This window comes from Synechococcus sp. R60.1 (assembly GCF_047461835.1).
Classification (GTDB): Bacteria; Cyanobacteriota; Cyanobacteriia; order Thermostichales; family Thermostichaceae; genus Thermostichus.
Genome location: NZ_JANSIA010000090.1, coordinates 1 through 12,678, shown reverse-complemented (window position 1 = coordinate 12,678; position 12,678 = coordinate 1). Strand labels below are relative to the sequence as shown.

The window sequence follows — 12,678 nt, the reverse complement described above, 5'->3', positions numbered from 1 at the left end:
CAAAGTGCAACCATAGGCTACCACGAGATTGGCAAGGCGCTCTGGGTGTTATGCTCAGAGCTTTGCGGGATACCGCCTTTCTGTTCGGACTCCGTCCCGCTAACGCGAACGGAAATGGACAGAATGCTATCGCTTCACCGTTGAGCAGTAATGGTCAGCAGTGTTCAGCGTAAATGTATCAGACTTTCTTTCTGTGGCAACCCTTCCGGCTCGTTTGAAGAGCCATTCGGACGAGAGGAAAAAGATGGCTCTGGGCTGCTCGCGTCGGCAGGATCCATCCCCGGCAAAGCCAAAGAACCAGCAGCCTCGGTGGCCCGAGCATACAGCCTGGCTCGAACCTCTGCCTCCTGCTTGGGCTTCAGATAGAGGTTCTCCAGCAGCACCGCCATACCCGCCACCCACGGGGGGGCGATCACCGCCCCAACAATACCCAACAACTGGGTGCCCCCCAGCACCGCCAGCAACTGATACAAGGGCTTCACCCGCACCGAGGATCCCACCAACAGAGGATCCAACACATAGGTTTCCAGGTTTTGAACGGCAACGTATAGGATCAGCACCCACAAAAAAGTCCAGCCCCCCTGAACGATTGCCACCACCAAGGCGGGCAGGGATCCCAGTACCGGCCCAATGAAGGGGATAAGGTTGGTAAACCCGGCGATCACCCCCAGCGCCAGAGCAAACTCCGACAGGCCCAGAAAGCGAAGCGAGACGGTGATCATCACACCCAAAATGGCAGAGACCAGCACCCGCCCCTGAATGTAGCCCCCCATGCGCTGGGCCATCGGGTGTACCTGCTGAGCCAGCCGGTCATTCCAGGGATAAGGAAACAACTCCACCAAGCCCCGCACCAACTCAGAGCCGCTCACCAGCATGTAGCCGGAAATGAAGAGGGTCAGCACCGTGGTTAGCAGACCACCCAGCAAACCGCGGGTGAAGTCGAAAGACTGCACCAGCACCCGTTGTCCCGAGCGAACTGCCCAGCTCATCAACGACTGAGGATCGAGCAACTGGTTTAAGTAGTCCAGCGCCGCCGGATCCACCCCCGCCAGATCAGCAATCCAGGTGTCCACCAGCAGTTGTAGTCGCTCCAGATAGAAGGGCAACCTCGCTAGCAACCGCTGGGTCTGAGTCGCCACCGTTGGGCCAATGAGCAGAGCCAAGCCGGCAATCCCGGCAATTAAGCTCAAATACACCAGCACAACCCCCAGCCAGCGGGGGATGCGTAATCGCTCGGCCAGATCCACCAGGGGAGCCAGCGCTGCCGCCACCACCACCGCGATCATCACCGTCAGCACCAAGCTGCGCAGTTGCCACAGCAGCAACAACAGCATCCCTGTGGCCACCACCAGGGCTACAGAGGATACGGAGATGGTCAGTTGTCTTCGGCTCATCACTTGGCTGGGTTCTCTTCAGGGGGCTAGGTAACAGATGGCTCTACCATCCTGGCCTGGCTTGGACGAACTTGCCAAATGCTCCTGGGCAAAGACCCCAAACCCAGCGCTTCAGATCCTCAGCAAAAACCCCGCCAGAGCTGAGCTACCGCAACAGTTCCCTCCGCACCGCTTCTACATATTCCAGCAGCCCCGGGGATCCCCCGCCCGAAACCTGCCACAACATCAAAGCGCTACCCAAATCGGAAGCGGCACCAGCCCTATCCTCTCCCTGGTAAGCGCGCGCCATACCGCGGTGGTAGTAACCTTCAGCCCGCTGGGGCTGCACCTCGATAGCCCGGTTGAAATCTTGAACGGCCAAACTGAAGTCGCAGATGCTGGCCCACATCAGGCCGCGATGGACATAGGCCTCGAAAAGATCGGCAGCATCTTGATTTTGCTTGGCCAGCTCAATGGCCAGGTGAGACACATCAAATGCCGATTCCAGATGGCCTTGTTCGGCCCAGATGCGAGAGCGGATCAAGTGCAATTGCGGGTTGTGATAGGCAATCCGATCCAGAGGAGACAAGGTTGCCAGAGCCTGCTCAGGTTCTTGCAAACGCTCGTGTTGGATTTTGGCCTTGAGCAAATAGGCTTCAGCCAGGTAGGGATCCAAAGCAATGGCAATATCCAGATCCCGCAGAGCAGAGCGCATCAAGCGAGCAATGGCAGAAGCATGCTCAGGCTGCGGTAAAGCAGCAGGATCTTCTTGAGACTCCCGCCAGAAGTATTGCGCCCGTTGCAGATAAAGCTGCGCATTTCCCGGCTCCTGTTGGATGGACTGGGTTAGCCGCGCCAGCTCATTGGGAAGATCCGCCGGAGCAGAGGATTGAGAGAGAGTGGGATCCTGACGCCGAGGCCGTGCCGGCACGGCAAGGCTTGGGTTGGAACGGCCAACAACCCCGGCGGGCTGGGGATCTGCCTGTTGCGCAAGCCATTGATAGACCTGCTGCTGGTGAGCTAGAGAGCGCTGCTCAAGCTGCTGTACCCGTTCTTGCAGTTGGGCTTGCCGCCTGAGCCAAGATTCAGAACCTGGTTCATCTTCAAACAAGGTCTGGGATGACGGCAGAGAGTGCTCCCAAGCTTGCAGAGAAACCTCAGTGGCCGCACTCCGCCCTTTCCGAGATGAGGCCAACCAGCCACATTCGCCGAGCAAAAACGGCAAGGACAGCAAACCCAACAAAGCCGAGCCGGAGAACAGAAGACTGGGCCTAAGCATGGATCCCACCCCTTGAAATAGCTTAGAAGTAAAGAGTTGCCTCTAAACTAGTTCGCCGCAGCCGCAGTGTCCAGAGTTTCGGCGATGCTTGCCCTGAGCCAAAACTCAGAAACTCTCCCCTAGGGGATTCTGCCACCCGCCAGATCCACCAACTCCACGCGGCGATTCTTCGCCCGGCCTTCCTCAGTGGTGTTGCTGGCCACAGGAGCAGAGAACCCCACACCAACCGGATAGAGTCGACGTTGCTCGATACCCAGCTGAACCAACCGGTTGACAACCGCCTCGGCCCGGCGCCGCGAGAGACCTAGGTTGTAGTCGAAGCTACCGGTTGCATCGGTATGACCGACCACGAGGATGCTGAGGTTGGTGCGCTCGCGCATCAGCTTGGCGATCTCGGCAAGGGTGGGCTCGGCAGCCGCTTCAATCTGATCCGAGTCATAGGCAAAGAGAATGCCGTAGAGGGCGATCCGGCCATCGCGGCTGATGGCTTGATTGATCTCGCCGCTTGTGATGCTTTCAACCAGCTCCAGGCGTTGCTGGCGGGGCTTGACATCGACGACATCCACTCGCCCCAGAGTAATCCCGGTCGGGATCTGCCCACTGCCGCGGGTGATCTCCCAGTCATCGGTATTGACCACAAAGTAGGCGCTCACGAATCGCTCATCGCCTTCGGGGGACTTGCCACGTGCGGCTAAATAGGCAGCAGTGTTTTCTCTGGCGTTCTGAAACGGCCACTGGGCCCGTTCTTCCGGCGTGCTGTAGGTGCCCTTCATATTGAGGATCTCGTGAGCAATCTGGTTGTTGTAGCCAAGGGTCTCAATCTCCTCCCCCAAGCCGGAGAAGAGGATCTCAAAGCCAGACTCTTTCAGTTCGGTTTCGTAGTTGAGCAGTGCCTCGAGAGGGACAACCCGCTCCGGCAGTCGGTAATAGGTCGTGATACGACGCCCCTCGACAGTTTGAGACCGATAGGGCTGCACAGCTCCCATCGCGCCACTGAAGACGATTTTTTCAAGGGCCAACTTAAAGCGGTCGTAATCGGCCCGCGATTGAAACACAATGCTGGATCCTGCAAAGCGCTTGAGCCCCGGAGGATCCGCTGTCCCTGGCAGATCGGCCCGAGCTGGCCCCGCCTGGACAAGTAGAGCTGTTAGCGTAGAGAAAATAAAACCTTGCAGGGCATGGCGCCGCAAACCCACGTAAAAAGGCATGGTTGTCTCCCAGGTCTCCGGATCCGTTCCGGGTTTTCTGCCAGGAGTTTACCCTAGAAGGGATCAGAAATGCATATGCATAAAGTTAAGGTCAAGGCAAACTTTGTAGTCATTTAGGATTGAGATGAGATGACTGGGGTACCAAATTCTTCTCGCTTGCTAGGACTAAAAGTTTGGGTATGGGTGGGATGTCCTAGAATAAAGGGGAGAGGGAGCAGGCCACCGTTTTCTTAGCAAGCTGCCGGTGGATACAGGAATGAATCGCGATCTATTGCCCCTGTTGATTGCATTGGCGGCTGGCTGTGGCCTGACTAGCCGCTGGCATCCCCAGAAGGAAGCGGTGTGGCTCTACCAGTTGAGCCAGCCGGTTACAGCGCCCCAGCCGGGGGTAGAGGTCTATGTCTTGGATCTATTTGACACGCCCCCGGAGACTGTTGCTCTGCTCCAGCGGTCGGGTGCCCGCGTTGTTGCCTATTTTTCAGCCGGGAGTTGGGAAGATTGGCGACCAGACGCTGCGTTGTACCCGGAAAGCGTACTGGGCGCAGCCTACGAAGGCTGGGACAGAGAACGCTGGGTGGACATTCGCGCCCTTGACATCCTGGCACCAATCCTGAGCGCGAGGCTTGATCTGGCGGTGCAGAAGGGATTTGACGGTGTAGACCCGGACAACGTGGACGGCTACCTGAACCCCACCGGCTTTGCCCTCGCACCGGCTCACCAACTCCAGTTCAATCGCTGGCTGGCCCAGGAAGCCCATCGTCGCGGTTTGGCGGTCAGCTTGAAAAACGATCCTGAACAAGCGGCTGCTCTAGAGCCCTATTTCGACTTTGCCGTGAGTGAGTCCTGCTTTGCAGAGGGGTGGTGCGATCTTTGGCAGCCTTTCACGAAAGCCGGCAAGCCGGTGCTCGCCATCGAGTACACAGATGCCTTCACCGAAACTGAGTTCCTGCAACAGGTCTGCTCTGCTGTCCCGGCAGGTCTGCATGCTGTGCTCCACCGCAGGAAACTAGAGGGTTGGGGCGTGTGGTGGGGTGCGGGGATAGCTGTGCCAGGTGTAGCCAAAGATTTGGTTAGCCAGCCAAATCATCAAAGCGCTGATGACCGCCCTTTGGCGAGTTAACCTGGTGCCTGCAATGATGCCGATAGCAACAAAGGGCAGCGTACAGGTATAGGCGATATTGCTCAGGCAGCCAAGGGTGGTGAATAGGCTGGGCCAAGTCTTGGGTAGCCTGTAGCCAAATAGAGGCTGGGATTCGGCGAGGAGCTTCGGGAAGGGCTTGAACAAGCGGCTGTAGGCTGACCATAGGCTAATCTCCTGGGAAAAGATGGGCTTTTAGGGGACAATTCCTAAGCAGGTGCTCGTGGACAAGTTGTCCCGCTACTGGCGGAGTAACCCGCTTGTACCAGGTGCGGTCGCCAGAGTAAAAAACCACCGGTCGCTGTTGGCAAACTTCTAGACAACCTGAGGTTATGACCGGTACATCCAGGTTGACTTCTCGGCGGGCAGATTCCAGAGCTTCCACAACCGGTTGATAGTTGCGGGAAGGATAGCAACGGCTGGAGCGACAGACAGTCTGGATCCCCCACCTGCGGGGCTGGTTCTGGGGATTGAGACGGCGGTAGAGAGCGGCGCGGCTAACCCATCTTTTGCGGCGCAGCTCGGGTGGGGTCTTGCGGTAGGGGCCGCCTTGGTGCTCCTCCAGGCACAAATGCAGGTGCCAAGTTTCGGTGGCCACTGTCAGGTAGCCGTCGTAGAGCATGCACAAAGCCGTCGGCTTTTCAAAAGCCAGCTCCAGCACTCCTCCTTCCACCCCATGACCGAGTTGGATCTCGGCCCAGCGTTCTTGAAACAGCTCGTAGAGCAACGGCCCGAGACAATCAATGTGGGCAGGGATCCCTTCAGCGCCGTCGTCTGGAGCAGCGACGCAGTAACCAACTGGCGGCGGCCCGGTCGCCTTCATCCCATGCCAACCGCTCCACGGCCACCATCACCATCGAGGTGATCACAGCTTCACTTAAATGGCGAGAACGCAAGTGCTGCACGGCTGAAGTGGCGGCCTCTAGGTCGCGTCTGCGGATGGCGCGGAGCAGCTCATCAGACATAGACCAAGTCAACGAGCCTCACTTCCTTTCTGCCCCCTTTCTACCCCAAGAGCCAAAAATTTCCCTTTTCCTTCACCTGCTTGTCAGATAATGCAAAAGTTCGTTTTACTTTCACGAAATATCTCACAAGATGTCTCAGGAATTGTTACACTTTTTGCCCCTGAGCCGACTAGGCATGTCAGACAGCAGGGAGGACCGCAGGGGAGCACGGGATCCCTTTGATAAGCCGCTCCATTTCTGCTTGTAAATCTTGGGTGAGGGCTTGTACGGCTTGTCGGCGGTTGGCCTGGTAGGCGGGCCAGCGTTCGGAAACCGAGAGGGGATCCCCAATGCTGAAACGGGCCAGGCGGGGTCCCAAGCGGGGGGGAGCAGTTCCAACAGGATTTTCTCCTTTGATCCAGGCCAACAGGCTCCAGAGGCGCAGGGCAGTTTCCGCCAACTCGTCTAGACTTAGACTGGGCTGCTCGGGCATGGGGCGCACCGCAAACACCATCAAGGTTTCCGCCAAGCGCATGTGCCAGAGGTGAAAACTGGCCTCAGCAGCCACTCGATTGGCCAGCCCCCTTTCCAAAGCCGAGAGAGCAGCAATATCGGCAATATCTTCGCGGTAGATCCAGGCCCAGCCCGCCTGTTCGATGCGGTGCCGCCGCTCGATGAAGTCTCCTTGAGGCTCTAGGCCGAAATGTTGCTCGGCCACGCGCAGGGCCAGATCCGATAAGCTTTGAAGACGCGCCAACAGGTCCCCCTCTTTAACCTGGGCTCTATCTGCAGCAGGAAGGGCAGGGGCATAAAAGCGCTCATAGAAGGTCTGCATGACCTGGAGCAGGTGTTCTCCCAAGCGAAGGATACGGGCCAGCAAAAAGGCTTGACCGGCGTGAGCCGAGCGCGTGGGCGGCAGCTTGCAATCGGCCTCCATGCGGCTGAGCAATCTATTCAGAGCGGCACTGGGATCCCTCAGGTAAGAATAGCGAAGGCCCACCGGCAGGATCAGCACCTGCTCTGGCCGTCCCGCCTTGTGCAGATCCTCCACCGCCCAAAAGCTCATCTGGGCTACCCCCGGCTCCAACGGGTTGAGAAGACTGCTCATGCCGTTGATCGTCCCTTCTGGAGCTACCGCCAGCGGATATCGGCCCGATACAAACTGCTCACGAGAACTTTTTAGCCCTGCCCGATCCAGACGGCCCCGCAAAATCGGGATCCCGCCCAAGCGCGGCAAGCCCCAACGGGCAACGGATCCCAGCCACAGAGGTAGGCCGCGGTCATAAACAAACAAAACGTGGGGTCGGCCCCGAAAGCGGATCCCCTGGCGTTGGGCCACCTGCGGCAGGAGATGGGCGAACAAGTACATCAAGCAGGGGGGATCATCGAGGGTCGGGTGTCGAAACGCCACCAGCAGGCGAATCTTGCCCGCCTCAAACTGCTGATAAAGCTGAGCCAAACGCTCTCCCCCCTCTACTTCAACGCGAGGGATCCCTTTGGTCCATCGCAACCAAAGGGGCAAGCCTGCTTGAGCGAAATGAACGACCCAAGGCGTCAATCGCGGCGGCAAAAACTTGAGGGGTGGCTGAACCTTCTGTTGCATAGGGATCCTTATCTAGGGTCAGCAAGATCGGTGAACCTAGGCTTTGGATCCCATCTTAAAGAGGGCAAAGCGGGAAGAAAGCTGCGCAGTGACAGTTCGTCAACTGGATCCCTTCTCCTCAACCCCAGGAGAGGTTCAAGCCCCAGCAGTTTTTTTTCGGCGACCGCGAGTCGCTTTGGGGGAAGCTTCTTTGCTTGGGGTTGACTCCTCCACCCCCTGGCCGTTTAGCACTTGCTTGAGGTGAATGTGCTTGTAACCCAGCTGAATCTCAAACTCATCCCCGGGTTTGAGATTCATTTTTTCGGTGTAGGCCGACCCAATGATCAACTGCCCATTTTTGTGGACGCTGACTCGAAAGGTTGGTTCACGACCGCGCTTGTCCCGGCTGGAACTTGGGCTGAGACTCAGACCTTTTGCCGCCAGCACCGCGTCATAGAACTCATTCAAGTTGACGCGAGGCTTGTTGGTCTTGGTCATGGTTACATAGCCACATCGCTTTGCCGTTTCTCGGCGCGGAAGATGCCCCAAAGCTTCGACCTTCTGGAGCAGAGCCTTCCCGGTTAAAGGTTGTGGTGGTATATCTGACATTTTTTAATGTCCTACATCCTTCTCTTAAGATCATACCCTTGTGATGTACTCCTGCAACCGAAAGTCTGAGACTTTTTTGAAGACAGGTTTTTCTCTTGTTCCTTGAGCCAGCAGCTCCGAAGGAAAAACCTCGTCTCCCTCAAGAGGTGTTCCTGCCCTTGCCAAAAGGTGATGGGGGCAAAAAGAACTCAAGCCCTGAAGAGTGCTGGGGCTTTTGTGGATGGAGCTGACAAAAGATCGCCTTGGGGGTAGTACCGCGGTGTAGATCCGACTCACCGCTTTCTACAGCCTCATCCCCACTCGTCGGCTGCCCCAAACTCTGATCACAGCCAGAAAACAGGCTCGACTTTCCAAAAAACCGCCGCTGAGATGGTGATTGCCTTGCGCAAATCGGTCGAAAAGACAGCCAGAGCGGTGTGAAGCTGGATGCCATCAGACCTAGGCCAGCAGGCATTTTTATCTCTTGGCAGAGGCCGGCTACATCTGAGTAATGGCTGAGGGATCCCCTCTTCGGCACTTCTTCAGATGGGAGCGCAGTGAGCGCGAGTTGCCCAAAGCAAGTTATTCATTCAGGATCCACTCGATTGGCCACCGCTGAGACAACGATGAGTGGCAAGCTCACCAGCAAACAAAAGCCCCACTGCTCCCAAGACAGGGGTGCTGTGTCGAAGATAATGTTGAACAGGCTCCACTGGCTGAAGAGGATCTGCAGCAGGATGGCCGCCCCAATGCCGATGGCAATGGCTGCTGTATCCATGAGGCGCTCATGGCGCTCCAATTGGCTGGCACGTCCACGGCCCAACAGGGTAGGAATGGCCTGGCTGAGGCTGAGCAAATAGAAAATTCGCCCGATCACCAACGCTTGGATGGCCATGGTGCGGGCCAGGTTAAGGTTGCCGGTGGTTTGTTCGATGTATTCAAAAACCCCGAAGATCAAGATCCAGTTGAACACGGACACCAGCAGGATGCGCTGCAGCAGCCTAGGAGAGAGCAAGTTGGCCTCCGGATCCCGCGGTGGGCGAGTCATCTCTCGGCCTGTGCTCGGCTCAAAGGCAAGAGGCACCGTCATGGTGATGGAGTTGATCATGTTGAGCCACAGCACTTGAATGGCCAGAATGGGGAGCTCGCGGTTGAGCAGCACGCTGAGGAGAATCGTCATCGATTCCCCCCCGTTCACCGGCAGGATGAAGGCAATGGCTTTGAGCAGGTTGTTGTAAACCGTGCGCCCCTCCTCAACGGCTGCCTCAATGGAGGCGAAGTTGTCATCGGTCAGGATCATGTCGGCAGCAGCTTTGGCCACTTCGGTGCCGCCTCGCCCCATGGCAATCCCCACATCTGCTTGCTTTAGGGCCGGAGCGTCGTTGACGCCATCGCCGGTCATGGCCACGATCTGCCCCCGCGCTTGCAGAGCTTCCACCAGGCGCAGCTTTTGCTCTGGCACCACCCGTGCGAAGACGGATCCCCGATTGGCAGCTTCCACAAATTCCTCCGGGCTGAGCTGCTCCAGATCTCGACCGCTGTAGGCTTGCACAGGTTTTCCACCCCCCAGGCCCATCTGCTCGGCAATGGCTTGAGCCGTGAGCACGTGGTCGCCGGTGATCATCTTCACCTGGATCCCAGCCGTTTGACAGGAACGCACGGCGGCAATGGCCTCCGGCCGCGGCGGGTCAATCATTCCCTGCAAACCGAGGAAGATTAAACCCTCCTGCAGATCTGGGTGATCCACCCGAGTTTGGCTGCTGGGGACGGTTTTTTGGGCAAAGGCCAGAACTCGCAGCCCCTGCCGTGCCAAGGCCTCCACCTGCTGGCGAATCCGCTCCTCTTCCAGAGGCTGGATCTCCCCCTGGGATCCCATCTGGCTATGGCAGCGGGACAAGAGAGCCTCTACGGATCCCTTGACATAGAGGCAATGCTCTTCTGGCCCCAGCCGGTGCAGGGTGGCCATGTACTGAAACTCGGATTCAAAGGGGATGCTGTCCAGGCGAGGGCGGCGGCGCTGCAGTTCTTCCAGATCCAGACCCCCCTTCTGGGCTGCCACAAGCAGAGCCGCCTCGGTGGGATCCCCTACCACCTCCCACTGGCCGTTGTCTTTGGGTTGCAGACGGGTGTCATTGCAGAGGCAGCCGGCCAAGAGACAAGCCTGTAACGCCAGCAGCCGCTCCACTTCCACTGGATCACCCCCCTCCTGGGCCAGGATTTGTCCCTGAGGACTGTAGCCACTGCCCGTAACTTGGTAGAGCTGGGATCCGGCGTAGATGGCCTGCACCGTCATCTGGTTTTCCGTGAGGGTGCCGGTTTTGTCCGAGCAAATCACCGTGGCGCTGCCCAGGGTTTCTACCGCCGGCAACTTGCGGATGATGGCGTGGCGTCGGGCCATGCGGGAGACCCCAATGGCCAGGGTTACGGTAACTACCGCCGGCAAGCCTTCGGGGATAGCGCTCACCGCCAGCGCCACTGCCGCTTCAAAGACACTCACTGCCGCTTGGCCCTGCACCAGGCCCACCAAAAAGGTGAGCGCCGCCAAGGTGAGGATAATTTTCAGCAAGGTCAGGCTGAACGCCTCAAACTTGCGCGTCAGCGGAGTTTGCAGGGATCCCCCTTCCTCGATCAGCTTGGAGATGCGGCCTGTTTGGGTCTGGTTGCCGATGGCCACCACCACCCCCGCCCCTTGGCCAAAGGTGACGAAGCTGCCGGCATAGGCCATGTTCTGGCGGTCGGCCAACGGCGTGTCTTCGGGGAGGGATCCCAGCCGTTTTTCCACCGGCACCGACTCTCCCGTGAGGGCCGATTCGTCCACCTGCAAGTTGCGCACGCTTACCAGGCGCAGGTCGGCAGGCACCCTGTCTCCCGAGCTCAAGAGCACCACATCCCCCGGCACCAGCTCCCGCGAGGGCACCCGCACTTTCTGCCCCTCCCGCATCACCGTTACTTCCGTCACCACCGACTTGGCCAGGGCGGCAATCGCCTCCTCCGCCTTGGACTCTTGGATGTAGCTGATGAGAGCGTTGATCACCACCACCGCCCAGATTACGATGGCGTTGCGCCAGGAGCCTAGGAACGCCTTGATCGCCCCGGCCACCATCAGGATGTAGAGCAGCGACTGGTTAAACTGCTGCAGAAACTTGACCCATGCGGGGGTAGCTGCCTTGGCCTTCAGCTCATTGGGGCCATACTGCTTCTGCCGCCGCTCCACTTCCGCCTGGGAGAGGCCTTTTTCCAACAGCGTCGGCAAAGAGAGCTCCTCTCCGAGGAGCTGCTGGATGGCTTGCTCCTCCGGCAGGGCATGCCAGGCAAGGGCCGGGAGCAGCTCAGGGGATGAAGGTTTGGCCATGTTCGGAATCTTGAGTTACAACAACACAACGGCAGGACGAGCTGCCGACCTTCCTCCATCTGACAGCCTAGCGGATGCCGCCTGCCCTTCCCAGTAAAACGCTCCCCGAGCAGCTCTTGCTAAGGCAAGCGTCAACAACGTTTAAGGAGGCGGCTAAGATTTGCTGAAAATTCTCGACAGATAGATAGAAAGGATGAATATATTCTTATTAGGTAGTATGACTAGCTAGAGCTTGTGGGGAGCCGAAGTGCTTCGGCCTCCCATGCTAGCTGACCTGTCCGGGCTCTTGGATGGGTTGGTTGGCTCTCTTGCTGTTTTTAATATGGCCGACGGGTCTATCGGTCTCTTTTTTTTTTGTTTCCGTTTTGAGTTTTAGAGGGAGTTATCGTGGTACTGACTACAAAGCCAAGGGAATTCCAGGCGCAGTCAGCAGCAGTGCCGCAAAACGGCGCGCGCTCTGAGGTGCAAGGGATCGGATCGAAGGGGTCCGCGGCGGTTCTCCGCCATCAGATTGTCGTCGTCGGGGGAGGGGCAGCCGGCATCAGCGCAGCAGCCCAGTTGCTGGAGCGCCAGCGCAACCTCGACATTGCCATCATCGAGCCATCCGACAAGCATTACTACCAGCCCGGCTGGACGTTGGTGGGTGGGGGTATTGCGCCGCTGGCCAAGTTTGTGCGCGATGAAAAAACCGTGATCCCCAGGGGAGCCAAGTGGATCCAGGCGCGAGTAACCGAGCTGGATCCGGATCACAACCGCGTCATCACCGAGGATGGCCAAGTTATCGAATACGACTACCTCATCATGGCCCCCGGCATCCAAATTGACTGGCACCTGATCGAGGGCTTGCCGGAGGCGCTGGGCAAGGGCGGCGTGACCAGCAACTACTCCAAAGACTACGCCCCCTACACCTGGGAGACCATCCGCAACTTCCAGGGGGGCACGGCCATCTTCACCTACCCTGCCACTCCCATCAAGTGCGGCGGCGCGCCCCAAAAAATCATGTACATGGCCGACGACGTTTTCAAGAGCAAAAGCGGCGTTGGCGTCAACACCAAAGTTATCTTCTGCACCGCCACCCCTACCCTCTTCGCGGTGCCCGAATACAGCGCCGCCCTGGAGAAGGTGGTGGAGCGCCGCGGGATCCAGGTGAAATTCAAGCACAACCTCAAAGCCATCCGGCCTGAGACTCAGGAAGCCATCTTTGAAGTCACCAC

Annotated in this window: 10 protein-coding genes and 1 pseudogene; 3 read left to right on the top strand and 8 right to left on the bottom strand. The window is 58.2% G+C overall.

Features of this window, described 5'->3' with window-relative positions; genetic code table 11:
* Window positions 1-173 (top strand): annotated as a pseudogene (locus tag NW834_RS11580) (RNA-guided endonuclease TnpB family protein); the annotation flags it as partial.
* Here NW834_RS11580 and NW834_RS11575 read toward each other — a convergent pair.
* The 3 genes from NW834_RS11575 to NW834_RS11565 all read right to left on the bottom strand — a co-directional run bounded on the left by NW834_RS11575 (window position 165) and on the right by NW834_RS11565 (window position 3,860).
* Complete coding sequence (locus NW834_RS11575; protein ID WP_414419691.1) at window positions 165-1,394, bottom strand: AI-2E family transporter; 1,230 nt, start codon at window positions 1,392-1,394, stop codon at window positions 165-167. The pseudogene NW834_RS11580 and the gene NW834_RS11575 sit on opposite strands and share 9 nt — an antisense overlap.
* Before the next feature lie 145 nt (window positions 1,395-1,539).
* Complete coding sequence (locus NW834_RS11570) at window positions 1,540-2,652, bottom strand: hypothetical protein (RefSeq protein WP_414426313.1); 1,113 nt, start codon at window positions 2,650-2,652, stop codon at window positions 1,540-1,542.
* A 119-nt stretch (window positions 2,653-2,771) separates the two neighbouring features.
* A complete protein-coding gene (locus tag NW834_RS11565) occupies window positions 2,772-3,860 on the bottom strand; it encodes an OmpA family protein (RefSeq protein ID WP_414426312.1) in 1,089 nt (362 codons plus the stop codon).
* 256 nt (window positions 3,861-4,116) lie between these two features.
* On the opposite strand from NW834_RS11565, the gene NW834_RS11560 reads away from it, so the two are divergent.
* Window positions 4,117-4,980: an endo alpha-1,4 polygalactosaminidase gene (locus NW834_RS11560; RefSeq protein ID WP_414426311.1), complete on the top strand. Its 864-nt coding sequence runs from the start codon at window positions 4,117-4,119 to the stop codon at window positions 4,978-4,980.
* Between the two features lie 187 nt (window positions 4,981-5,167).
* On the opposite strand, the gene NW834_RS11555 is transcribed toward NW834_RS11560, so the two are convergent.
* From NW834_RS11555 to NW834_RS11535, 5 genes are all read right to left on the bottom strand, one after another.
* Window positions 5,168-5,821 carry a (2Fe-2S) ferredoxin domain-containing protein gene (locus NW834_RS11555; RefSeq protein WP_414406465.1) on the bottom strand — a complete coding sequence of 218 codons (654 nt, stop codon included), beginning with the start codon at window positions 5,819-5,821 and terminating at the stop codon, window positions 5,168-5,170.
* Window positions 5,760-5,963: a hypothetical protein gene (locus tag NW834_RS11550; RefSeq protein ID WP_041436260.1), complete on the bottom strand. Its 204-nt coding sequence runs from the start codon at window positions 5,961-5,963 to the stop codon at window positions 5,760-5,762. Before NW834_RS11550 ends, NW834_RS11555 begins: the two co-directional genes overlap by 62 nt.
* Window positions 5,964-6,141: 178 nt before the next feature.
* Window positions 6,142-7,545: a 1-acyl-sn-glycerol-3-phosphate acyltransferase gene (locus NW834_RS11545; RefSeq protein ID WP_414426310.1), complete on the bottom strand. Its 1,404-nt coding sequence runs from the start codon at window positions 7,543-7,545 to the stop codon at window positions 6,142-6,144.
* Window positions 7,546-7,680: 135 nt separating this feature from the next.
* The gene (locus NW834_RS11540) at window positions 7,681-8,133 is read right to left on the bottom strand and encodes an AbrB family transcriptional regulator (RefSeq protein WP_414343799.1); all 453 of its coding nucleotides are present in this window, start codon (window positions 8,131-8,133) and stop codon (window positions 7,681-7,683) included.
* 565 nt (window positions 8,134-8,698) lie between these two features.
* Complete coding sequence (locus NW834_RS11535; RefSeq protein ID WP_414419695.1) at window positions 8,699-11,464, bottom strand: cation-transporting P-type ATPase; 2,766 nt, start codon at window positions 11,462-11,464, stop codon at window positions 8,699-8,701.
* Between the two features lie 387 nt (window positions 11,465-11,851).
* Here NW834_RS11535 and NW834_RS11530 point away from each other — a divergent pair.
* Window positions 11,852-12,678, top strand: an 827-nt coding sequence (locus NW834_RS11530) for an FAD/NAD(P)-binding oxidoreductase (RefSeq protein WP_414426309.1), incomplete at its 3' end; no start/stop codon positions are given.